The 24,347-nt window shown below is 44.3% G+C and carries 22 protein-coding genes; 9 read left to right on the plus strand and 13 right to left on the minus strand.

The annotated features are described in order from the left end of the window. Positions 1 to 52 precede the first annotated feature (52 nt). Positions 53 to 865 carry a peptidylprolyl isomerase gene (locus tag M9189_RS01775; RefSeq protein WP_250724203.1) on the plus strand — a complete coding sequence of 271 codons (813 nt, stop codon included), beginning with the start codon at positions 53 to 55 and terminating at the stop codon, positions 863 to 865. Between the two features lie 7 nt (positions 866 to 872). Next, positions 873 to 1,691: a peptidylprolyl isomerase gene (locus M9189_RS01780; protein WP_250724204.1), complete on the plus strand. Its 819-nt coding sequence runs from the start codon at positions 873 to 875 to the stop codon at positions 1,689 to 1,691. On the opposite strand, the gene M9189_RS01785 is transcribed toward M9189_RS01780, so the two are convergent. Next, on the minus strand, positions 1,647 to 2,294 hold the full coding sequence (locus M9189_RS01785) for an NUDIX hydrolase (RefSeq protein WP_250724205.1): 648 nt from the start codon (positions 2,292 to 2,294) through the stop codon (positions 1,647 to 1,649). The genes M9189_RS01780 and M9189_RS01785 overlap by 45 nt on opposite strands. Positions 2,295 to 2,332: 38 nt before the next feature. On the opposite strand from M9189_RS01785, the gene pyrE reads away from it, so the two are divergent. Further along, positions 2,333 to 2,962, plus strand: a complete 630-nt coding sequence (gene pyrE / locus M9189_RS01790) for an orotate phosphoribosyltransferase (RefSeq protein ID WP_250724206.1) — start codon at positions 2,333 to 2,335, stop codon at positions 2,960 to 2,962. A 9-nt stretch (positions 2,963 to 2,971) separates the two neighbouring features. Here pyrE and M9189_RS01795 read toward each other — a convergent pair whose 3' ends face one another. Further along, positions 2,972 to 3,712 (minus strand): biotin--[acetyl-CoA-carboxylase] ligase, encoded by a 741-nt coding sequence (locus M9189_RS01795; protein ID WP_250724207.1) that lies wholly within the window; start codon positions 3,710 to 3,712, stop codon positions 2,972 to 2,974. Positions 3,713 to 3,868: 156 nt separating this feature from the next. On the opposite strand from M9189_RS01795, the gene rsfS reads away from it, so the two are divergent. The 4 genes from rsfS (at position 3,869) to M9189_RS01815 (ending at position 7,842) form a co-directional block, all read left to right on the plus strand. Next, on the plus strand, positions 3,869 to 4,258 hold the full coding sequence (gene rsfS, locus M9189_RS01800; protein WP_250724208.1) for a ribosome silencing factor: 390 nt from the start codon (positions 3,869 to 3,871) through the stop codon (positions 4,256 to 4,258). Between the two features lie 13 nt (positions 4,259 to 4,271). Then, positions 4,272 to 6,299, plus strand: a complete 2,028-nt coding sequence (gene ftsH / locus M9189_RS01805; protein WP_250724209.1) for an ATP-dependent zinc metalloprotease FtsH — start codon at positions 4,272 to 4,274, stop codon at positions 6,297 to 6,299. A gap of 68 nt (positions 6,300 to 6,367) precedes the next feature. Further along, a complete protein-coding gene (locus M9189_RS01810) occupies positions 6,368 to 7,177 on the plus strand; it encodes a phosphatidate cytidylyltransferase (protein ID WP_250724210.1) in 810 nt (269 codons plus the stop codon). 17 nt (positions 7,178 to 7,194) lie between these two features. Beyond that, on the plus strand, positions 7,195 to 7,842 hold the full coding sequence (locus M9189_RS01815; protein ID WP_250724211.1) for a phosphatidylserine decarboxylase family protein: 648 nt from the start codon (positions 7,195 to 7,197) through the stop codon (positions 7,840 to 7,842). A 2-nt stretch (positions 7,843 to 7,844) separates the two neighbouring features. On the opposite strand, the gene M9189_RS01820 is transcribed toward M9189_RS01815, so the two are convergent. The 7 genes from M9189_RS01820 to coaD form a co-directional block, all read right to left on the minus strand. Further along, positions 7,845 to 11,030, minus strand: a complete 3,186-nt coding sequence (locus M9189_RS01820; protein ID WP_250724212.1) for a ligand-binding sensor domain-containing protein — start codon at positions 11,028 to 11,030, stop codon at positions 7,845 to 7,847. Further along, positions 11,027 to 11,950, minus strand: coding sequence for a hypothetical protein (locus tag M9189_RS01825; protein WP_250724214.1), 924 nt, complete (start codon positions 11,948 to 11,950; stop codon positions 11,027 to 11,029). The genes M9189_RS01820 and M9189_RS01825 overlap by 4 nt, the downstream gene beginning before the upstream one ends. 80 nt (positions 11,951 to 12,030) lie before the next feature. Further along, complete coding sequence (locus tag M9189_RS01830) at positions 12,031 to 13,434, minus strand: PKD domain-containing protein (RefSeq protein ID WP_250724215.1); 1,404 nt, start codon at positions 13,432 to 13,434, stop codon at positions 12,031 to 12,033. Positions 13,435 to 13,464: 30 nt separating this feature from the next. Then, positions 13,465 to 14,373 (minus strand): PorP/SprF family type IX secretion system membrane protein, encoded by a 909-nt coding sequence (locus M9189_RS01835; protein ID WP_250724216.1) that lies wholly within the window; start codon positions 14,371 to 14,373, stop codon positions 13,465 to 13,467. 4 nt (positions 14,374 to 14,377) lie between these two features. Continuing rightward, positions 14,378 to 16,105, minus strand: a complete 1,728-nt coding sequence (locus M9189_RS01840) for a T9SS type B sorting domain-containing protein (protein ID WP_250724217.1) — start codon at positions 16,103 to 16,105, stop codon at positions 14,378 to 14,380. 125 nt (positions 16,106 to 16,230) lie between these two features. Further along, a complete protein-coding gene (locus M9189_RS01845; protein WP_250724218.1) occupies positions 16,231 to 17,715 on the minus strand; it encodes a peroxiredoxin family protein in 1,485 nt (494 codons plus the stop codon). 7 nt (positions 17,716 to 17,722) lie between these two features. Continuing rightward, positions 17,723 to 18,208, minus strand: coding sequence for a pantetheine-phosphate adenylyltransferase (gene coaD / locus M9189_RS01850; protein WP_250724219.1), 486 nt, complete (start codon positions 18,206 to 18,208; stop codon positions 17,723 to 17,725). 119 nt (positions 18,209 to 18,327) lie between these two features. Here coaD and M9189_RS01855 point away from each other — a divergent pair, with 119 nt between their 5' ends. Next, positions 18,328 to 18,750: a DUF2721 domain-containing protein gene (locus tag M9189_RS01855; protein ID WP_250724220.1), complete on the plus strand. Its 423-nt coding sequence runs from the start codon at positions 18,328 to 18,330 to the stop codon at positions 18,748 to 18,750. Positions 18,751 to 18,919: 169 nt separating this feature from the next. Here M9189_RS01855 and hisB read toward each other — a convergent pair whose 3' ends face one another. From hisB to hisG, 4 genes are all read right to left on the minus strand, one after another. After that, positions 18,920 to 20,050: a bifunctional histidinol-phosphatase/imidazoleglycerol-phosphate dehydratase HisB gene (gene hisB, locus M9189_RS01860; protein ID WP_250724221.1), complete on the minus strand. Its 1,131-nt coding sequence runs from the start codon at positions 20,048 to 20,050 to the stop codon at positions 18,920 to 18,922. Between the two features lie 49 nt (positions 20,051 to 20,099). Then, on the minus strand, positions 20,100 to 21,137 hold the full coding sequence (gene hisC, locus M9189_RS01865) for a histidinol-phosphate transaminase (RefSeq protein ID WP_250724222.1): 1,038 nt from the start codon (positions 21,135 to 21,137) through the stop codon (positions 20,100 to 20,102). 89 nt (positions 21,138 to 21,226) lie between these two features. Further along, positions 21,227 to 22,513, minus strand: a complete 1,287-nt coding sequence (gene hisD / locus M9189_RS01870) for a histidinol dehydrogenase (RefSeq protein ID WP_250724223.1) — start codon at positions 22,511 to 22,513, stop codon at positions 21,227 to 21,229. 15 nt (positions 22,514 to 22,528) lie between these two features. Next, complete coding sequence (gene hisG, locus M9189_RS01875) at positions 22,529 to 23,401, minus strand: ATP phosphoribosyltransferase (protein WP_250724224.1); 873 nt, start codon at positions 23,399 to 23,401, stop codon at positions 22,529 to 22,531. 550 nt (positions 23,402 to 23,951) lie between these two features. On the opposite strand from hisG, the gene M9189_RS01880 reads away from it, so the two are divergent. Next, positions 23,952 to 24,338 (plus strand): hypothetical protein, encoded by a 387-nt coding sequence (locus tag M9189_RS01880; protein ID WP_250724225.1) that lies wholly within the window; start codon positions 23,952 to 23,954, stop codon positions 24,336 to 24,338. The last annotated feature ends 9 nt before the right edge of the window (positions 24,339 to 24,347 follow it).

A 24,347-nucleotide genomic window follows, 5' to 3' on the forward strand; every position in this document is an offset into this window, starting at 1 on the left:
TGGCGGTCATGCTAATGACCGCAGGCGGCCTTAACAATCAAATCTATTTGACATGAGGAAATTTATGTTTTTTGCAGGCCTGATTATTCTTAGTCAGACCCTGGTTTTTTGCCAGAAGGCTAACCAGTCAGTAGTTGAGATCGAAACTACTTACGGCACCATCGAGGTAATGCTCTATGATGATACCCCGCTTCACCGCGACAACTTCCTGAAGCTGGTTGAGGAAGGTTATTACAACGGAACTCTGTTCCACAGGGTTATCGAAGAGTTTATGATTCAGGGCGGCGACCCGGACTCAAGAGGTGCTGCACCGGGTATGCGACTGGGTATGGGTGGACCAGATTATCAGGTTGATGCTGAGATCCTTTATCCGGTTCATTTCCATAAGAGAGGTGCACTTGCAGCTGCAAGGATGAGCGATGCCGTTAATCCTGAGAAAAAGTCCTCAGGCTCACAGTTCTTTATCGTTCAGGGCAGGGTTCTCACAGACGAGGAACTGGATCAATTGGAGGCTATGAGTGCGGAACGCAAGCGTCAGGCCGTTATGATGAAATATGCTGAGCCCTACAGAGAACAAATTATGGCTTTTCAAGAGGCCAACGACCAGGAAGGCTTTATGGTCCTGCTGGAACAAATCATGGAGGAAGCTGCTGCAGAGATGGATACTATACAAGGTACTATAATTCCTGAAGACCTTAGGGAAGTGTACAAGACTGTCGGTGGTGTGCCTCATCTTGATGGCGATTATACAGTATTCGGCGAGGTAATCTCAGGTATGGATGTTGTTGATAAGATAGCTGCTGTCGAAACTGACTATACTGACAGACCCCTTGAGGATGTAGTAGTAAGTATTAAACTTAAATAAACAGGTAATGCTGAGACGCGTCTTTTTGCTCCTTGTTGTTGCGGTACTGGCTTGTCCTTTTGCACTCGATGCCCAGGATGACTATTACTATGTTTTGATAAAGACCAACATGGGCAATATGCGGGTAAGGCTTTACAATGAGACTCCGGAACACCGCAAGGTATTCCTCCAACTGGCAAACAGCGGCCATTACAATGGCACGCTGTTTTACCGTGTAATAAAGAACTTTGTAGTTCAGGGAGGCTCTTCTGATTCACGCAAAGCCCCTGCAGGCAAGAGAATTGGCTATGGTGAGAGTTATAATATCAGCTCTGAATTTGTCAAAGACTGCTTTCACAAGAAGGGTGCCTTATGTGCTCCCCGTCAGCCTGAGAGTGTCAACCATTTCAAGATGTCTGATATTGCCCAGTTTTATATAGTTCACGGTCGGGTTTATACCGACGAGGAACTTGATAAGCTGGAGAAGGCAGTCAATAATCCGATACTGAAGGAGTTGCGCGAGAGGTTTCTTGTGCCTCACAAGGAAGAGCTCGACAGACTGCGTGAAGAGGGCAAGATTGCCGAGTACAATGAACTGGCAAGGAAAATAAAGTCAGATATTGAATTTGAGTTCAGTGTCTCAAAGCATCTCAAGTTCACTCCCGAACAAAGGAAAGCCTATACTACTGTTGGTGGAATACCTCAGCTGGATGGCGATTACACTGTGTTTGGCGAGGTAATCGAGGGCTTAGATGTACTGGACAAGATTGCTGCGCTGGAAACAGACAAGAACGACAGACCACTAAAGGATGTCGTTATCATATCTGTTGAAGAATCGTACAGGTGAACTGCGCAATACCTCTTTTATAGAAGGATAGGTTTTTTCAAGTAGTTCCGGCAACATTTCGGGACTGACCCAGAATACAGAATCAATGCCTTCCTCGGTCTGTGGCCGGGGAAGGCTTTTTTCATAATACCTCATAAGGTACCAGTGGGTCTCCTTAAGTATTCTCTCCCCTTTATGACGGTAAGTGTGATAGGTCCGGGTTATTCTTTCTCTCAGCTCAAGGTTGCCTATCCCGCATTCCTCCTCGACTTCTCTGAGCGCTGCTGCTTCGAATGACTCTCCCTTCTCGACCTTGCCTTTAGGCAGGTCAAAGTATCCCAGACGATTGATTCCCAGAAATTCACTATAGTCCTCATTCCATACCAGACCCCCGGCTGCGGGAAGATTATTGAATAATGAGCGGAAGTCCTGCATCAGCTCATGCAGGTTGTGATGATAAACAAAGGCTTTTTCGAGCTTATCGTCCTCTTCAAAATCGTCTACATACTGTTGCAATTCGCCACGGCTACCGTATTTGAGGATGGAAGCAAATGAGCCGTCAAGGTCGGTTTCTATATTGTCGGTAAGCACCAAAAGACGGTCCTTGAAAAAGATTTTATACATTTGCGGAGAGCTTATTTCGAAATCGTTAACTACTTTATATGAATAGAGAAGAGACTATAGCAAATCATCTGCTGCAAATTAAAGCAATAAAATTGCAACCGGCAAACCCCTTTACATGGGCATCTGGCTGGAAATCGCCGATCTATTGCGACAATCGCAAGACCTTGTCATTCCCAGTGGTGCGTGATTATATCAAAGAGCAGTTTGCTGCCCTTGTAAAGGAGAAATATGCTGATGCTGACGTGATTGCCGGTGTTGCTACAGGAGCCATCGCCATTGGTGCGCTGGTTGCCGACCTGCTAGGCAAGCCCTTTATCTATATACGTTCAGCTCCCAAAGGTCACGGACTTGAAAACCTAATAGAAGGAGTGCTAGAACCCGGTCAGAAGGTTGTAATTATCGAAGATCTTATTTCGACTGGTGGTAGCAGCCTTAAGGCTGTTGAGGCAGTTAGAAATGCCGGCGGTAATGTGATGGGTATGCTTGCAATTTTTTCCTATGGCTTTAATACAGCCGTCGAGAACTTCAATGCTGCCGATGTCAAACTTGATACCCTGAGCAACTATGAAGTTTTGATAAAGGTGGCTGTAGACAAAGGCTTTGTAGGAAATAACGAACTAGATACCCTTGCTGCATGGAGAAAGGATCCGGCTTCATGGAGTGTATAATCATATGTGTCAGATAACAAATTCCACCTCTTTAAATGCATATTCCCTAAGGCTGCCGTCAGGCAGCCTTAGTACTAAATGCCCCTCTGGTTTTACAGAGTGAAAGCTTGCCTCAAAAACGCCATTTTCATCCCTATAGCTGTGCATACCCCTGTTGCGATAGAGGTTGGCATAGTATTCGTCGAAGAGCTGTATGGGATCCTGAATAGTGGCAAATTCCGAATAACGTTTTATAAATGAATTGAGGATATCCTTCATTACAGTGTCCCTGTCGTGGGTCTTTCCACTGATCTGACACAGGGAAATGGGATTTGGTATATCTGGGCTGAAGGTCACCTGATTGAGGTTTAGACCGATTCCTATTATTGAAGAGGATATCTGCCTGCCTTTGAGATTGTTTTCAATTAGGATTCCTGCAAGTTTTTTATCACCTGAATAGATATCATTGGGCCACTTGATTCTGAATTCATTTCCAAATGGCTTTAGCACATCAAGGATGGACAGAGTGATTAGCTGGGTTATTTCAAATTGGTTGTTTATATCAATGAAATAGGGCTTGATGAGGAATGAGAAGGTAAGGTTCAATCCTTCGGTACTTTCCCATCTGGTACCTTGACGGCCCCTGCCTGCCGTCTGGTAGTCTGCAACCACCGATGTAAACTCCGCTATTGAGCGTTCAGTAGCCATCTCTTTAAGCTGCTGGTTAGTAGAGTCGAGTGATTTAAAATATTCAATCTTAGGAGCTTGCATTGCAATTTTGTTTTTCCGACCTTTTCAGTGAACTGCCTGTTTTAGCGGGACAAATTAACTATTAATATGCTTTGAAAGTATTATCTTTGGGTTTTATTTAGAGAGTATATTTGCAGTAAACTGTGATAAATACAGCTGGAAGGAGAAATATATAGAATGGCAGAAAAACAAGAAACTCTTAGCTCAAAGCAACTTGTAGAAGCAGTAATTGAAGGGATTCAGGAGAGGAAGGGTGTTAACATTACTGTTCTCGACTTGACTTCAATAGAGAACACAATCACAGACTATTTTGTTATATGTGACGGCGACAGCAATATTCATGTTGATTCTATTGCAGATTCAGTAGTTGAATATGTTAGGGAATACTACAGTCAAAAGCCTTACCATGTGGAAGGGCGTGAGAATGCGCAGTGGGTGCTAATCGACTATTTGAATGTTGTCGTTCATGTGTTCCAACGCAGGATCAGGGAGTTTTATAATCTGGAGGCATTGTGGGCTGATGCCGGACGCAGGGATATCCCCAATCCGGAATTATTCAGACAATAATTGAAATAATAGAATGGCAGAAGAGAAGAAAAATATTAACAAGGAAAAAGACAGACAGGGTGGTACGCCTAAGCTGCCGCAGTTCAATGTATATTGGATCTATGCGATAATCTTTGCAGTACTTATAGGCATCACTATGCTTGGTGGTGGACAAACCCCTAAGACCGTTCCATGGAGCGTTTTTGAAAACAAAGTGCTTCCGGGCGGGGATGTTTCCAAGATAGTAGTAATATCTAACAAGGGTGAGGCAGAGGTAACATTAAACGAGGACGCATTAAGTAAGTACAGTGATATTCTCGGTGATAACAAAAGGTTTCCCCGCACTGGACCTCACCTGTTAGTAAAGATCCCAAGCATTGATATCTTTTACGAGGCACGTAAGACTGTTGAGGATACCCAGGGTATTGTTATACCTTATGAATTTGAGGATCGGACTAATATGTTTCGTGACTTCTTTGTAATGATGCTTCCCTTCTTGCTCATCATAGGTATCTGGGTTTTCTTCTTCAGGAGGATGAGTTCCCAAGGCGGAAGTGGTGGTTCAGGCGGCATTTTCAGCGTTGGAAAATCAAAGGCTCGTATGTTTGACAAAGACAGCGGCATCTCCGTTACTTTCAAGGATGTTGCAGGTCTTGCAGAAGCCAAGATAGAGCTTGAAGAGATAGTTGAATTTCTTAAGAAGCCCGAGAAGTTTACCGAACTAGGTGGTAAAATACCCAAAGGAGCCCTGCTTGTAGGCCCTCCCGGAACTGGAAAAACCCTTCTTGCAAAGGCTGTTGCAGGTGAGGCCAACGTCCCTTTCTTCAGCATGTCGGGTTCTGACTTTGTTGAAATGTTTGTTGGTGTTGGTGCTTCAAGGGTGCGTGACCTGTTCAAAAAGGCCAAGGAGAAAGCTCCCTGTATCGTCTTTATCGATGAGATTGATGCCATAGGTCGTGCCAGGGGCAAGAACGTCAACTTCGGCGGTAATGATGAGCGTGAGAATACTCTCAACCAGCTGCTTACCGAGATGGATGGTTTTGCATCCAACAGTGGTGTTATTATACTTGCTGCGACCAACCGTGCAGATATACTTGACAGGGCTCTTATGCGTGCCGGCCGGTTCGACAGGCAGATTGCTGTCGAACTGCCTGATCTTAACGAACGCAAGGAGATCTTTGAGGTTCACCTTCGTCCGCTTCGTCTGGCTGAGGATGTACAGTCAGAGTTTATGGCACGTCAGACCCCGGGATTCTCAGGTGCTGACATTGCAAATGTATGTAATGAAGCTGCCCTGATAGCAGCCAGAAAGAGCAAGAAACTTGTAGGCAAGGAAGACTTCCTCGATGCTGTCGACCGCATCGTTGGTGGTCTTGAAAAGAAAAACAAGATAATATCAAAGGATGAGAAAAGGGCTGTAGCTTATCACGAGTCGGGCCATGCTACTATAAGCTGGCTGCTTGAGCATGCTCATCCTCTTGTTAAAGTCACTATTGTGCCTCGTGGGAAAGCGCTGGGTGCAGCCTGGTACCTGCCCGAGGAGAGGTCCCTCAATACCTATGAGCAAATGCTCGATGAGATGTGTGCGACCCTCGGAGGTCGCGCAGCCGAGGAGGTTGTCTTTGGCCGCATTTCAACAGGTGCATTGAATGATCTTGAAAAAGTTACACGTCAGGCTACGGCAATGGTTTCTTTCTTTGGTATGAGCCCTAAAATAGGAAACCTGAGCTACTATGATTCTACCGGACAGAGTGATTATACCTTTAGTAAGCCTTATAGCGAGATGACTGCCCAGGTCATTGATGAAGAGATAAAGAGAATCGTCGAGGAGCAGTACCAAAGGGCTAAGGATATTCTGACTGCCAATATGGAGAAGCTGAATCAGCTTGCAGGACTTCTGCTTGAAAAGGAAGTGATTTTTAGTGAAGATCTGGAGCATATCTTTGGTAAGCGCCAGGTTACCGGGCACGTAATAGACGAGGAAAACCATGAAGCTAAGGAGCATTCCGGAGGTAGCGAAGACAATGAGGACTCTGTCACTCAGTCCGCAGATAATGTGTAGTTTTTAAAACACTTTATTTCTGTTATTTTTGTGCTATTCGTTCGAATGTTTATTTAATATTTTGCTGAGTGAGCAATTTCTTTAAGCGCCTGATAACAGGGACTGTCTTCGTAACGGTCATTGTTGCAGGTATTTTGTGGAGCCAATATTCATACTTCCTTGTATTTCTGACTGCTGTGCTGCTGGGAATACTTGAGTTTTCGGGAATCTTGAAGTCAGGTAGGATGAATGTTGATCGTACTCTGGCTTTGTTGACAGGTTTATTTTGGTACGCATGTACCTTCCTGATTCTGGCCGGGAAGATTAATGCCGTCTGGCTTTCGTTGATTATTCCAATGAGCTTGCTTGTTTTTGTTGTCGAACTATACAGGAAGTCTGACACCCCACTTCAGAACATTGCTGCCACCCTTTTGGTGCCTTTGTATATAGCCCTGCCCTTTTCTGCATTGCACTACCTGGTGTTTTTCACAGGGGAGTATGTATCCTCGCTATTGCTGGGCTTCTTTGTCCTGGTATGGTCGAATGATACAGGTGCATATCTGGTGGGAGTCACCCTTGGAAAGCACAAACTTTTTCCTGGAATCTCTCCCAAGAAGAGTTGGGAAGGGTTTGTTGGCGGTGTTATATTTGCCCAACTGGCAGCCTATTTTATTTCAATGACAGGTGCGGCTCCCGATTTGATACACTGGATGGCTATTGCGCTTATAGTATCAGTGGTTGGTACATATGGCGATCTGGTTGAATCTATGATTAAGAGGAGCTTTGATCTGAAGGACTCAGGTAATATTCTGCCGGGACACGGAGGCATTCTGGATCGTTTTGATGCAGTGCTTTTTGCAGCCCCAATGATTTGTGTATATTTGATGTTGTTGCTATAGATTTTAATTGAAAATATATGACCATCCACAAAGAAGGATTTAAGATCATCGGAGTAACTTTTGTTGCATTAATTCTGGTGAATTTTTTTCTCAGGAACTGCCCATCTGCTCTGCCATGGAGTGTGGGTATTTCTACGCTGCTGTTGCTTGCAGTTGTGAATTTCTTCCGTAGTCCCGTCAGGGAGGGTTTCTTGCATGGCAATGCAATAATTGCTCCTGCGGATGGTAAGGTAGTAGTCATTGAAGAAGTTGAGGAGAATGAATTCCTGAAAGGCAAAGCTGTTCAGGTTTCAATTTTTATGAGCATCTTCGATGTACATATCAACTGGTATCCTCTTTCAGGTGCTATCAGATACTTCAAACACCATAGTGGTCGCTTTATGGCTGCTCACCTGCCCAAGGCTTCAACTGAAAACGAACGTACTACTGTCGCCATAGAGCATGAAAACGGTAGCGTAATAGTTGTGCGCCAGATTGCCGGAGCAGTTGCCCGCAGAATTGTGTGCTATGCAAAAGATGCCGACAAAGCCGTTCAGGGTGAGCAAATGGGCTTTATTAAGTTTGGCTCAAGAGTTGACATCTATCTCCCTGTTGGTTCAAGGATAGATGTTAAACGGGGACAGATAGTAAGAGGAAGGCAGACCATCATAGGATGGTTGGAATAGTATCACAACCTGATTCCTAAGAATACCACATCATCTACCTGTTCTTCATTGCCCTTCCATTGTTGGAAGGTGGTATGGATCAGTTCTTCCTGTTCTCGCATTGGTTTCTTGTATATGTCAAGCAGGAGTTTCCTGATATTGGCCGACATATACTTTTTACCTTCGGGGCCACCAAACTGGTCTGCGTAGCCGTCAGAGAACAGATAGAGTGCATCATTCTCATTCATGTCATACTCGATGTTGACAAACTCGCTTTCATCCTCTATGATGCTGTCGCCGACACTACGTCTGATACCCTTGTACACATTCAGTTCGCCGTTGATGAAGAGATAGACGGGTCTCTTGGCAGATGCCAGTCTTACCTTTCTTGTCTTGGTGTCAATCTCAACAATTGAAATATCCATACCGTCACGTGTATGCTCCGGTTCGTTCTTCTGAAGCAGAATCTTGATCTCGGTATCCAGTCGTTTAAGGATGTCGGCAGGGGAGTTAATCTCCTGCTGCTTGACTATATCATTGAGCAGTGTGGTTCCAATCATAGACATGAAGGCTCCCGGCACACCGTGACCTGTACAGTCGGCTACAGTGATAATAAATTTGCCTTTAAGGTTGCTGAACCAGTAAAAGTCACCACTTACTATATCACGGGGAACAAAGTATATAAAATACTCCTTGAAGGCCTTGGCAAGCAGATCTGATTGAGGTAGTATGGATGACTGTATCCTCTTTGCATAGTTGATGCTGTCTGTGATATCCCTGTTTTTGCGCTCAATCTCAGCCTTCTGTTCACGCAGTAAGATAGTCTGGTTGTGTACCTCTCTTTGCAGGGCTTCTTTCTGCTTGATAAGATTCCTTTCCCTGATCTGGATTATCAGATACACTGAATATACTATCAATGCTATTATTGCAATATAGAACCAAAGTTTCTTCCAAATTGGGGGTTCGATATTTATACTTATAGTCAGAGGTTCCTTATTATATACTCCGTCTGCATTAAATGACCTGATTTGCAGTTGATAGTTGCCGTTGGGCAGGAAGTCATATTCCCTGAATGAAGTGGTCCCCAGATCAAGCCATTCATCATCATTGTCTCCGTTACGTGTGAGTCTGTATTGGTAGGTCACATTCTTGGGATCTTTGTAACTAATACCAATGAAATCGAAGCGGAATGTATATTTCTTCTTGTATGGATAGGGCAGGTTGAGAACCTTGGTAGCCTTATGCTCTTGACCTGATACCTTTATAGAGGTGAAATTAATGTGAGGTGCGACTTTGTTGACAACGTCCTTGGCAGGGAAGTAATTGATAACACCCTGGCTGGATGCAAACCATAGAGTCTGGTCTTTGGCTACGGTAGCATAATAGAAATCCACTCCCATATTCTGCTCATAACCGAAGACTCTTACCTTGCCGCTTTGGGGGTCTACCGAACTAAGGCCAGGGAAGTGGGTAACCCACAGACGATTGTATATATCAGTTACAACATTGTAGGTGAAATTCTTGGCCAGTCCGCTGTTTACATCAAAATAAGCCAGCGAGTCCTCTCTGTAGTTGATTACTCCTCTTCCTTGTGAAGCCAACCATATATTTCCAAGACTGTCAATGGTCATGTCAAATACATCAACCGGACTGTCGCTGATGCGGTGCACCTCAATATTCTTGGACTCTATACGGCATATACCACTGTTTTTTGGGCCAATCCAGATATCTTCCCCATTCAGGTAAATAAAGTTGATATTATTGTGCGGCAGACCGTTCTCTGTTGTGAGATGCAACTTTGCTCCAGTCACTACATCAAGTCTGAAGACCCCCCCTACAGTTGCCAGATATATTGAATTACCTCTACCTTTTATATCGTTGATCTTCCTCTCAGTACGTGAGTCTGTGTAATAGTATGGTTTGAATACCCGACTATCTTCCATTTTATAGAAAAGTCCATTGTTCTCTGTGGCTGCCCATACAGTTTTGCTTTCATCTTCATAGAATCCAATCACTGCATCCTGAGGGATACCTAAGGCACTGTCATAAAACTCAAAGTCTGTGAAACAGTAGGGATCAGCTACAATAAGTCCGTTTTCAAGTCCTATCCATAGTCTATTGTTGCTATTCATTACAGACCTTGCCTTATTATTCTGGAATCCTATCACAGACAGGTCGTAAAAGACCATACTCTCATCCACAAGTGATGAAACGCCTCCTCCGTATGTAGCAAACCAGTAGTTGTCTTCCGAATCTGCCAGTATGTCCCTGACGAAATTATTACTCATCCCATTGCTTACTGAGAAGTTGAAGGAATCAGTAAACTCTCTTGCCCGTATGTCATAAAAGAGCTTTATCACGCCATTACCCCATGTGGCAAGCAATATGTGTCCTTCATCCTCCTCTTCGATATCCTGAATATTCTCGTATTCAAGTTCGAACTGCATACATAGGGATTTGTCAACTATGCGAACGGCAGATGATTCATTGAGAGCAAAACGAAAGAATCCTTCATCTTCGGTAGTGATCCAGAATTCATTCTGTATCCCTTTACGCGGCTTGATGGATGTGATAGTTGTACTGGGGATCTCTGTGTATTTCTCCAGACTCTTAACCTTGCCATCGTTTCCACCCGTCACCTTGATTAGTCCGTCAGAGGTGCCCAGTAGCACAGAGTTGTCACCAAGAGGATAAATAGAGTAAAACAGAGTATGTCCCAAGCTGCCGGTATCAAACCAGGTAGTAACATTCAGGTACTTGTCAATCTTTCCGAAGCCTGAGTTTTGTACAGCAAACCAGATATTGCCCTGTCTGTCGAAGTTGAGTGCTCGTACCGGACTGTTTGTTTCCTCCAGTCGTATCGGTGTGAATTCTCCATCACGATAAAAGCTTAGGTCGCCGTTATTATGCCCTATCCACAGAGTTCCGTCTTCATTTACCTTGAGAGACATTATAAAGTCACCGGCCAGAGAATCCTGAGTGGAGTATGAGGTAAACTTAAGACCATCGTAACGCACCAGTCCTTCTCCCGTACCAATCCAAAGAAAGCCATTATTATCCTGCTCCAGACAATAAATAAAGTTTTGAGGCAGGCCCATATTGGAATCATAGTTCCTGAATCGGAAGGTCTGGGCACTAATGCCAAAACACGAAGTTGCCAGCATCAGCACGGACAGAATAACCCGAAATGAACCGGAAGCTTTAATCATTTTACGGGAGCTTTAGGTTTTATACCAATATTGTACTTGTATTTGGGAATACCTCCGATTGGAATACTGTAGAAGGGAAGTAGCTCCCCGTACTGGTTTTCCAGGTAAATAACAACGTTATTGCTTTTGATATTGGCCTTCTTGTTTTTAATTAGCTGAATATCCAACGAACTGTTAATATCATCGGCTGTTATCTGGTGGGTACTTGTGGCCCAGTGGTTTTCTCCCGAGATGGCCATAACCTCGCCGTTCTTCGACGGCGAGATAACCCTGATAACTCCGTCGTTATCCCAGTCAAAATTACTTTGCTTGATGGCTATCACGCGTTCGTCCATATATGGATAAATATGTGATACCTCATTATTGGCATCATGCAGTCTGAATTTATACTTAAAGTAAAAAGCAAAAGCCCCTTCCACTGGTCTGTTTTGCTCTCTGTCAGTGCTGAGGAAGAGACGGTACAGATTACCGTCGTCCCCGCTTATGCCTTCGATAACCAACTTGAAGACATAACCTCCATATTCAGGTAATAACTCCCCCTCACCCGGGTTGAAGGGACCAAAGGTATACCATTTGCTGTCGTATCTGGCATCATTCCCGAAAGATCTGGATGCCAGCATGGTTCCGCTCTTGTAATTACCATCCCTTACTATTCTGCGGGCTCCTTCATTTGAACAGGCACCTGCACCGCCGAATACCGAGAAAGTGGTTCTTGTGTTCCACTCGCCCTTTTGTTCGTCTAGTTCTCCTCCCGTATCCGGGTCAAACACTCTCAGGTAAATGGATTCCTGAAAAGATTCGGGAACGCTGAAAAAGATTATCTGTATGAAATCATCATCCCCCCAGGCGGTTTCTCCATCCTTCCCGAAGGTTACCAAAGCATGAATGTTTTCGTCCACCGCCGGTACGGGCTGGGCCATCAGGACCGGACTGATTAGCAATGATAGAAGTAAAAAATATATGAATTTCCTGATTTGCATAATTTCAGATTAATAAGTCTTTACTCCACAACAATATTGCGGTATGAGCAATGTCTACCATCCCTCCAATATGCTTCACACTTCACCATATATATTCCTTTCTTACGGAAAGTATGTCTAATTGTTTTACCCATTTGTTGTTCTTCTCCTGTACCAAAGTTCCAGAAATACTGTATATCACCTGTATCCTGGTATCCGTTTAAGCTGGCGTCAAACAGTATCTCCTCACCTTGTTTTATCCTTTCTGGGGCCTGGAAGTAAACCTGCTTTGTCATTTCAAGCAGTATCTTATTCCTGTCCGCAGCCTTCAACTCTTCACCAGTCACCGGATCTACAACGTTCAGTATGACCTCATATTGTCCGGGACCCGGGAAGCAGTAGTCTACTTCCGATCCTTCAAGTATCGTGCCGTCATTGAATTCCCAGATAAACCTGATTTGCATTGTATCTGGATCAAAGCCACTTGTCTCATACAGGGTGAAGCAATAGTAATCTTCGGTAACTTCAGACGGATCCTCGCAGAATGCGATTTGGTATTCAAATTGGTAGAGGTCATCAGAACCGTCCCTGTTGGATGCAAAAAGACCTCTGGATTCGTCCGTGAATATAAAACAGCTGAAATCATCATAGGGAGTGTTGACAGGTTCGGCCAATGCTACAGGTGTGTTCCATTTACCATCATAGATGGAGTAGAATATATCTGTTCCTCCCATGCCTCCGTGGCCATCCGAACTGAAGTACAGTTTACCGGAACTATGCCAAAAGGGAAAGACCTCATTCCCAGCAGTGTTGATCGCAGGGCCCAGATTTTCTGGAGTGTCCCATCTGCCTTCTACCTTACGGCTTACATAGATGTCGGTTCCTCCGTATCCGCCGGGCATATCCGAGCAGAAGAACAGCATGGTACCATCAGTCGAGAGCGATGGGTGGGTTACGGAGTATGATCCGTAACCGAAGGACAGCTCTCTAAACTCCTGCCAATTGCTTCCTGCTTTTTGCGATTGGAAAAGCCAAAGCTGATTTGGTTCACGATTTCCGCGCTGTAGCTTTAGTTCATTTTTCTTGTTGAGCGTAGCAATCAGAGTAACCCCGTCAGTACTCATTGTCATCGGACCTACGGTAAGTTCCTGACCTGCAGTCGCTTCAAACAATGTCGTACGTCCAGTGTTTCCATCTTTATCGATGTGAGCTTTATATAGTTTGTACAGGAAACGGTCCTCCTGATCAAATACATTCTTGACAAGGTTGCTCTTACGGTTGGAGATAAAGTAGAGTGTTGAATCATGAACAAATGGAGCCATCTCGTTGGTTATAGGGTCGTTAAGTTTAAGCTTTCTGACTGTGAGCTCCTGCCCCTGAGTGCAGACTACTGTCAGGAATGCAGCCGATACCGTGGTAAATATATATTTCAAGCAACTCTTCATACTGTCACTCCTAAAATATTATGGCACGCTTTAAAAAAATCTCGGGCTTACTGTGTTGACCTTATAGCCAAAGTCAAACTTCAGTGATATTTCATGGCTTCCGCTGTTCATATTGCTCAGATCTCCGGTTGGATAATCGTAGCTATATATTACCCTAAGCTGGGGTGTGGCCTGCCATGCGGCCAGTGCGATTATTTCGCTGTTGGTGCGATATGCGGCTCCCAGCCAAAAAGTGTTGTCATATATAAAGCTGGCGCTTAGGTCAGCTACAGTTGTTCCTGAAGGTTTGAAGCGCACCAGAAATGATGGCTGCATCGAAATAAGTCCTCCAAGCGGGAAGAGATAACCTCCCGTAAGGAAGTAATCAGTCTCTGGCAGTTCTATTTCTGACGACTCATGGGCCAGTTGACCGTTGTAGAACATATCAGGTATTGACAGGCCAAGGAAGAAATCAGTTCCATACCAGGCCATGCCAAATCCCAGAGCAGGCTTTATATAGTTCTCATTATCCCTGAATACTTCATCAGTCTCGTCCTGCAGGTTTACCTTGTGCCAGTTGAGACGGGCAGAATAAAAACCTCCACTGATACTAAAGGCCAACCGGTTAGTGGTACTCGTACGTACTCTGTATGCGTAGGAAGCAGAGAGCCCTGTATTCTGGGCTATTGCAACATTTTCGTTGAATGCTGACAGTCCCAGGGCAATATTGTCGTTCTTGAGAGGAGCATGCATAGAGAAAAACTGAGCCTTAGGGGCATCATTCATTCCAGTCCATTGCATCCTGGCAGATAAAAGTGCAGAGAGGGTTTCGGCTGAACCTGCGAAGGCCGTATTTACAGCATAACGGTTGTGCATATACTGCGTCATCAGCACCTCTTTTTGAGAATAGCCACTGATACAACAACAGAAGGTAAGTATAGTCAGTAATCTCAGCCTCATGCTACTAGTATACGGAACTTTTTATTATTAAATAGTCTTTTATATCAACACCTTCTCCACGGAAATTGAAGTAATAGTATCCGTCAGGCAGAATCTTACCGCTGTTATCAGTGCCTCCCCAGTCATTCTGATAATCTCTTGACTGATATACAACCTTGCCCCTTACGTCAAATATGATAAGTTCGTTGTTTGCCACAACATCTGCACCTTCAATTACAAGCACATCATTCTTGCCATCTCCGTTGGGAGATATCCCGTTATAGTGCTTAACTCCGGTTACTGTAATTGTAACATCATCTGAAACTGACGAGCAAACCCCGTTGGAAAGGGTCCATCTCAGCCTGTTTAAACCATAGCGAAGATTACTGATTGGAGTGGTGGGATCATTTATCCCTGCTATCACGGCATTACCTTCAATAACAGCCCATACGCCTGAGCCAAAGGGTAGGCTTGCCTGAAGTGTATAATCTGTTTTGTTGTACAGAATTGTATCCCTACCTGCGGTAAACAAGTCTGTCTCCGGTTTTTTGTAAAACTTTACCCTGACTACATCCGAGCTGAGGCAGTCGCCATTTGTTATTGTCCAGGTCAGGTCTTTTTCTACAACACCGGTGGTAAGTGCAGAAATTCTGAAACCTGTTTTAGGGTCTGAAGTATCATCAAATACTCCGTCACCGCTCCATTGACCTATTCCCATGCCTGGGGCTGCGGCATTGAGTTCAACCAAATCACCGCATACTTCAGTATATTCACCGGCATCGGCATTAACCTTAAGGTCGGGTATTACTACAGTACTTCCCGCTTCACCGTTATAAGATGTGACACATCCGTTTACATCGGTTACGTTGATAAGTCTGAATTCGGTTTCTCCGGTAATGTTGCGGGAAAAACTGTAGGCAGAAGAAGTAATGTTTAATGTAGATTCCTGATTGCCGGCAGCATAACGGGCCTGCCAGGGCCCGTTACCCTGAAGCGTCAGATTTATTGTAGCATTGCCGCTCCCGCATATTGTACTTTCACTATCAATAGTAGCAGCAGGCTGACCATTCAGAGTCACATTTACCTGATCATTTGCCTGGCATACGCCATTAATCTGAGTAAATGTCAGGGTGTAGGTCCCTTCATTATTGGCGGTAAATACAGGGTTGGCAATACTGTTGTCGCTAAAGTTGCCCCCACTGCCGCTCCAAAGGTAGGAGGTATGTCCATTTCCGGAACCGGGTGTTGCATTAAGTGTAGTAGAGAGTCCGCATGTTACTATATCATCACCTGCGCTGAAGGGTGCAGTAGGTATGCGGTCTATCCTTATTACGGTCTGACCCCACATATCAGATTCATTATAGGTAGTGCTGTCACCATCCAAACCGGTTGTCAGTTTGATTGTAATCTCATTATCGTCAGGATAATCGACAGTATGAACCTGTGTTTTGATAGCACCATCTGTGGCAGGATAATAATTTTCAACGAATTTGGGACTTCTCATCAAAAAGCCACTGACATCCCCACGTACTTCAATTCCAACATCAACAGGTCCATCAATAGCTGTATTAAATTCAATCTGAATTTCAACATCACCACTTTCACAAATAGCCTGATCCGGTGTAAGTAGCCTGGCAAAATAGCTCTCCTGCCCTTGCGCTAATTGAATTGCATAGGGTAGGGCCAGCAACAGGCAGAGGAAAAGGAAACGGCGCAGCGTCTGGTAAATATGCTTACTAATTTGGTTTAACACAGCCTCAATAAGTTTAGATAACGCCTCCATAGGATTTGAATACAAGCCCTATATGGTTGTAAGTTTAAAATAAATTTCCGAAAAATGAAAAAAAAAGGGCATTAATCGCCTGAGATATGGGCAACTTAGCGGAAAATACTTTTCTCCTTTGGCGGGTTTCGTCGCAGGTAGTCTATACGATACTCCCGAAAATGCACCGCAAAACGTTCAAGGAAGTTTTCACCTGGTGCAGGTGCTGGCGACATATTCAGTCTGCCTTCAGGGTCTATGAGAAAATATGCAGGTAGGGCCTGCAGGTCATACAGATCAATAAGCTGCGGATAGGAGGCAAAGTGAAGGAAGTCCCATTTGTAAGGGTTCTTTTTTAACAGTTCCTCGATAGCATCTATGTTTTCATCCATCACTACAGTAACAATCTCCATCTCTTTATTCATGGTTTTGTAATACTGTTCCAGCACGGTCAAATCTATCAGACTTGCTATGCTGCCGGTGTGGATAAAGTTAAGGTAGACAAACTTACCCTTGTAATCACTTAGATCCCTGTTGCGGCCTTTCTGGTTCTTAAGTCTGAAATCAGGGGCCATACTACCCGGCCTAAGCTTGGAAACCTTGGCATAAACTTCAGATGCTGTCTGCCTTACCTTTGGTGTTGAACCTTTATTTGCGGCACTTTGCAGTGCCGCAAAGACTGTTGCTTCGGGAATGCGCTTGCTGTAGAAAGCTTCAAAGAGGCCGTAGATAAGCACCTGTTCGGTAAGCTCCATATTTGTAAACAGCGTGTCCTGCATAGCAATATTGGCTATGCTGTCAAATTCCAAGCGGTCGGCCAAAGCACGGTTGAGCGGGGTCCTTACATCATCACTGAATCCGGCAGGGACAAAGGATCTAAAGAGCGAGGCAAACAACTGGCTGTAGGAGGGAAGCTGATACTCGACCTGATGCTTGTTAAGTTCAGCAATTAGGTATCTTGCTATATTTCGTTGGCTCATCTGCCTAAGACGCATAAAAGAGAACTGTTTATGCTTTTGAAAGACAGGATTAGGGTATGTATATTTTGCTGCGAGTTGCTGCTCGATCTGTCGTGCCAGTGCTGTGTCGGAGCTTGTAAAGAGCCTGACTGCATAGCTGCTTAGTATGTATTCAAATTCAGCGTCAAACTCGACAATGTTACGGTTTAGCTCTCGACTTTCAGGATTTGCAATGCCCAGAGGCAGTTCTTCAAACCTGAAATAGGGGTTGAGCCTTTCCAGTTGGGTACGCGGTTGAAATGGAGGAAAGACTAGTTTGTACTCCTTACCGGGCTCGACAAAGATAGATGCCCTAGTACGTCCCAGATCAGCAAAAAGATAGGTGGTTTCATTAAGGGGAAAGCTGAAGTCAAAATTTCCTTCATCATCAACTGGCATTGTAATAAGCGGCGCCTTCCCGGGAATTATGAAGTTGGAATAATATTCGAATACAATGTTCATACCCTTGTATTCGGGAGCCGAACCGAAGAATCGCACACTGTCTGTAGCATGTGAGTATGGCTGTGCGTTAAGGGCCTGATGCAGTAGCATCAGGCCAGAAAGAACTGACCAAAGTATCTGTTTCCACGCTCTTCCGGCCATAGGCTGATCAGGTATTTTGATTCAGTGATTCTTTTATCAGCTTGTAGATCTTTTCAGGAATAAACTTAGACGCATCTCCGTTGTGCTTGAGTATATCCCTTACAATTGAAGAGTTTACCGGGGTATGTTCTGGAGTTGTGAGCAGGAATACCGAGTCTATATTGGTCATAGCCTTATTGACCTGAGCTATTGCTCTTTCGTATTCAAAATCGGCTGCAGTCCTGAGTCCCCTTAGTATGTTGGATGCATTCATTCGCTTTGCAAAATCTACGGTCAGATCAGAATAGGCTTCGACTACGACGCGGGGTTCGTCGGCAAACAATTCCCTGATAAACTCAACCCTTTTTGCGACAGGGAAGAGGTAGTGCTTGGTGCTGTTGTGCCCCACTGCTATTATTATCGTGTCGAAGAGGTTAAGTCCCCTTCTGACAATATTATCATGCCCTACAGTAAAGGGGTCGAACGAACCGGGAAATATTGCAATTCTTTCCATGATGTACTAGCGATAAATGAAAATGTAAAATTGAGAAAATAACTTGAAAGGACAAGGAAAATTGTTATTTTGAGTCTTATTTTGGACATATCAAACAAGAGGTTAAAATCTAAAGCTATATGGAACCTGAATCATTAAGTCTTACAACCCCTGCTGTGTTGTTTTCAGCTATATCATTGATCATGCTTGCCTATACCAACCGCTTTCTGGCTTATGCCTCACTGGTAAGGAGTTTTCATCAGAAGTACAAGGAATCGGCAGATCAGAAGCTTCTGGGGCAGATTGCAAATATGAAAAAGAGGCTTCAGCTTACCAAGGCTATGCAGATTCTGGGAATATCAAGTCTGCTTTTTTGTGTGGTAACCATGTTTATGATCTATGTGGAATGGCAGACTCTTGCTGAGGTGATTTTTGGAATAGCCCTGGTTTTGTTAATACTGTCACTTGCCACTTCTATATGGGAAATACAGATCTCTGTCAAGGCTCTGGACCTTCAACTGGGTGATATGGATGATGTGATGCAGGACCATCTGATCAAGTAAGCCAAGCACCACAATACACATCCCACTTTTTGTCAGATAGAATATACCCTGCATCCGGTCTGCTTTTTTTGCATTTCCTGTATCTACCAGTATTAAAGGCAAAAGGCCGGGGAGTCACACTGCACCCCGGCCTGATTGAGTTGTAATCTTCTATTTAGATAAGCCCATGTTATAGCACGCCCTTGGTGCTTGGCAGCTTATCACTGAATGGGTCCTTTCTGATAGCGGCTTTTATCGCCCGTGCAAAGGCTTTGAAAATACCTTCTATTTTGTGGTGTTCGTTGTTGCCTTCCGCCTTGATATTTAGGTTGCTTAGTGATGTGTCTGAAAAGCTTTTGAAAAAGTGGAAGAACATCTCAGTAGGTACATCTCCGATTTTCTCACGCGTGAACTCAGCATCCCATACAAGCCATGGGCGGCCGCCAAAGTCAATGGCCACCTGTGCCAGACAGTCGTCCATCGGAAGGCAGAAACCATAACGGTCTATTCCTCGTTTGTTGCCAAGTGCCTTACGGAATGCTTCACCCAGGGCCAGTCCGGTATCTTCGATAGTGTGGTGCTCGTCGACCTGCAGGTCGCCGTCAGCCTTTATAATGAGGTCAACACCTGAGTGACGGGCTATCTGATCCAGCATATGGTCGAAGAACCCGAGTCCGGTTGAAATATCGCTATTGCCACTACCATCAAGGTCAAGTTCTATATGTATACTCGTCTCTGCGGTGTCGCGGTCAATTACAGCAGTACGCTCGGTCTTGAAGAGAAAGGTACTTATATCATCCCAACTTTCTGTGACGAGTACACAGTGTTCAGCCAGTCTTGCTTCGCTGAGCTGGGCCCTACCTTCTTCCTCCTGTTTTATCAGTATGCCCTTGCAACCAAGGTTTTTTGCCAGTTCGATATCAGTCAGTCTGTCACCTATCACAAACGAAGCAGCCAGATCATATTCATCACTGAAATAGCCTTTGAGCATCCCGGTGCCCGGTTTTCTGGTATCTAATCCCTCTTCTGGCAGGGAACGGTCTATGTGAATTGCTGCAAAACGGATGTCTTCCCCTTCAAGAGTCCTTAGCATAAGGTTGTGTGCAGGCCAGAAAGCATTCTCAGGAAAAGACTTTGTTCCAAGTCCATCCTGATTTGTTACCATCACCAGTTCGAAATCCAGTCTCCCGGCTATCTTATACAGGTTGCGGATAACCCCGGGATAGAATGCCAGTTTCTCATAGGAGTCGACCTGGTAATCATAAGGAGGCTCCTTGATAATTGTGCCATCCCTGTCAATAAACAGAACCTTCTTCTTCATACTATAGGTATATATTTTATAATGTTTGAAAAGGACTGATTGTTCAGATTTATCTGAACTTTTTCAGCGCTTCGGCTAAGGAGACGTTTTCATCATGTGTTCCTACAGTAATCCGAAGACAGCCTTCACACAGAGTAACTGACGAACGGTCTCTTACTATTATCTCTTTGTCAATAAGGTGATTGTATATGCCCTTTGGGTCATCGGTGCTGACTAACAGGAAGTTTGCATCCGAAGGAAATACCTTTCTTACGAATGGCAAGGTGAGTAGGAAGTCAGCCAACCTTCCCCTTTCTGTTATCAACTGTTCAACCCAGAATTTGACTCTGTCCTTATTACTCTCAATCAGTTCCAAAGCCTTCTTCTGAGTCAGAATATTTAGGTTGTACGGATACTTGATGCGACTTAGCACCCTGATAATCTCAGGACGGGCAAAGGCCATCCCAAGTCGTATGCCTGCCATACCCCAGGCCTTTGAAAAGGTTTGAAGTATCACAAGGTTGGGGTACTCCCCAAGTCTGGGCAGAAAACTAGTTCCTGGAGCAAAATCGGTATAGGCTTCATCGAGAACTACTATGCCAGCAAAGTCTCTTACAATCTTTTCAATAGCTGCATTGTCGAAACAATTGCCCGTCGGGTTGTTGGGTGAACACAGCCATATCAACTTTGTATTGTTATCGGCAGCAGCAAGAACAGCCTCAGCGCTGAGGCTGAAATCCTCATTCAGAAGGACGCTCTTGACCGGGGTGTCGTTGGTTGCAGCAGCAACCGAGTACATACCATAGGTTGGGTCTATAGCAACTACATTGTCAATACCCGGACGGCAGAATGCACGAAACAGCAGGTCGATGGCTTCGTCTGAGCCATTACCCAGGAAGATATGATCGGGTTCGACCGACTTAACCTTACCAATTACTTGCTTTAGTTTCCGCTGGTAAGGGTCGGGATAGCGGTTGTAAGGATAATTGAAGGGACTCTCATTTGCATCCAGGAAAATCCCGGAATCGCCGGTATATTCATCACGTGCCGATGAATATGGTTTCAGGTTAAGAATATTTGGCCGAAGAAGCTCTTCTAGTGGTTTCATTTTGTATTCAGGTTTCAGTCTTTGCAACAAATGTTACTATTCTTCTCTGTGAGGAGAAGCATTATTAGTTAAGGTGAGAAGCGGAATAATCAGGATTTAAGGTGTTCAAGCCTTATACTTACCGCCTGTTTGTGTCCAAGGAGCTCCTCTGCTTCAGCCATCTTTTCAATAACAGGCCCCAGACTTTTGAGCCCTTCTCCTGTGATTTCCTGGAAGCTGATCTTCTTGAGAAAACTACTGAGGTTGACCCCCGAATAGGCACGGGCACATCCGTGGGTAGGCAGGGTATGATTGGTTCCTGAGGCATAGTCTCCTGCACTTTCAGGACTATAATGACCAATAAACACAGAACCTGCGTTTCTAACCCTCTCGGCCAGTTGGCCTGCATTTCTGACAGACAATATCAGGTGCTCAGGAGCATAGTGATTGCTCATTTCCATCATAACATCAACCGAGGGTAACAGGAAGGCCTTACTATTGCTAAGGGCACTGCTTGCACCAGCTTCTCTGGGTAATTGTCTGACCTGTTTATCTATCTCTGCCATCGTTGCATCCAGCAATTCGGGTGAGTTAGTAAGCAGGATTACCTGACTGTCGGCACCGTGTTCAGCCTGAGAAAGCAGGTCTGCTGCAACAAAGGCTGGATTTGCCGAATCGTCAGCCATAACAAGCACCTCGGATGGTCCTGCAGGCATATCGATGGCTGTTCCCCTAATCGTAATAAGCTGTTTTGCAGCTGTTACGTAGCGGTTGCCCGGACCAAATATCTTGTACACCTTTGGTACAGTCTGGGTACCATAGGCCATTGCTCCAATGGCTTGAATACCACCAACCTTGAAGACCTTTTTTATCCCGGCTGTTTTGGCTGCATAAAGAATAGCGGGATTAACAATTCCGGTCTTTCCTGGAGGTGTACACATCACTATTTCTTCACATCCTGCAATTCGTGCAGGGATACCAAGCATCAGTACTGTAGAGAACAGAGGTGCTGTGCCTCCGGGAATATATAAACCTACCTTTTCGATTGGAACACTCTTCTGCCAGCAAGTGACTCCAGGTTCGGTCTCAACCTTTACTGCAGTTTGCCACTGAGCCTTGTGAAAGCTATCAATATTGTAAGCTGCTCTTTGGATTGCCTGCTTAAGTTCAGAGGGGATTTGTTTTTCAGCTATATCAAACTCCTCAGGACTTACAACAAGGTTAGTTCCAGCGTATCCGTCAAACTTCTCAGAGTAGCGTACTATGGCCGTATCCCCTTCACGTGCTATGTCGTCAAGCACTGTAGCTACTGAGTCAAACAGACCGGAGACATCAACGGGTGGACGTTGCAACAGCCCTTCCCAGTCCTGTTTCGGCGGGTTTATATATTTCTGCATAATGGGTCTAATTAATTACAGTATCATCTTCTCAATCGGGATTATCAATATCCCTTCAGCACCACATGCTTTTAGCTGGTCTATAACTTCCCAGAACTGCTCCTCGCTTATTACAGAGTGAATAGAACTCCATCCTTCCTGGGCAAGAGGAAGAACTGTAGGACTCTTCATTCCGGGTAATATCTTGACTATATCCTTTACCCTTTCATTAGGGGCATTGAGCAGTACATACTTGTTGGTTGCCGATGCCATTACCGAATTAAAGCGGAAGAGCATCTGGTCGAGAATTTCACGCTTTTCAGGTTCCAGATTTTTATTGGCTACTACAACAGCCTGAGAATACATTACTACACCTACTTCCTTAAGACTGTTGGCTACCAGAGTACTACCCGAACTGACAATATCGAATATCGCATCTGCCAGACCAATGCCGGGAGCAATTTCTACAGAACCTGCAATTTCGTGGATCTCAGCCTGAATCTTCTTTTCCTCAAAGAACTTCTTTAGTATCCTGGGGTAGGAGGTAGCTACCTTTTTGCCATCAAACCAGCCTACACCTGTGTAATGCTCACTCTTGGGAATAGCAAGTGACAAGCGGCATTTTCCAAAATTTAGATGCTTGACTATCTCCAGTTCATATCCCTTTTCTGCATATTCATTTTCGCCAACGATACCAATATCTGCTACTCCATCATATACAGTCTGAGGTATGTCGTCATCGCGGAGGAACAATGCTTCGACAGGAAACCCGGTCGACTGGGCAACCAGTCGTCCGGCACCGGTATTGAACTTGATGCCCGATCTGTTCATCAGGTCCATGCTATCGTCGTGCAGACGTCCGCTTTTTTGAAGTGCAATTCTTAAGATTGTTTCAGTATCCTTTATCATATCTGGTCATTTTTGCTGGAAGCAGATGTAATTTACATCCCTTCGGGTTAGTATCCAAAATATTAAATCAAAAAAGGCTTACCATGGGGTAAGCCTTCTGTAATTATTTAAACACGCAACAAGCTCACCCATCAGTTAAGAGGGAAATGATGATGATGAGCATTGATGTGATATGTGTAATTCATGTCGCTATGTATAATTCGTTACAAAACTATGACTTTTTATTTTTGATTCAAATTTTTCGCTTTAAAAATCTTTCAAATTAGTTTACTGCTTCCCGTGAATTTATACTTTTATTATGGTTATTGGCCTCAGATGCAAACAATTACCAAATATTGCACAATTCCTTGGGGTATGGGGTTTTAGGTATTATGTTAAGTGCATGGAAGGATTTGCAGAGAACTTGGTCGTAAAATTTGAGAATATCTGAAAAATGTCAATATTTACTGCCGTTTCGGATAGGACAGAACATAACAATATGTATATTTGGTTATCATAAGCCTTGGAGTTTAGAATTTCATTAATGATAACTTATTAATCCAGAAAATCTATGCAAGTTTTTACTTCGCCGATTATTTCACTAGACTATGACAGTGTAAAGAAGGTAATTTATCAAAACTGGGAAGGGTTTGCTACCTCAATTCAGTTCAGGGAAGCAATTGACAAGACTGTTGATTTTGTAAAGCAAAATCCTGTCCTATACATAGTATCCAATACAACCACTCAGCGTCCTGTTGGTCCTGAAGACGGTAAGTATGCAGCATCCAAGATGCCTGTCCTGTTTTCTTCAGGCGTGAAGGCTATGGCATTTGTCCTGCCCAAAAATGTTCTTACCAAGCTTGCTTTGGGCAACTTTGCAAAGGAGCAGGGTATGCCTTCAAATGTTAGGTATTTTGATGACCTTCAGGAAGCAGAAGACTGGTTGTTCACATTCTAATACAGCATC

This window comes from Xiashengella succiniciproducens (assembly GCF_023674465.1).
Taxonomy (GTDB): Bacteria; Bacteroidota; Bacteroidia; order Bacteroidales; family Marinilabiliaceae; genus Geofilum; species Geofilum succiniciproducens.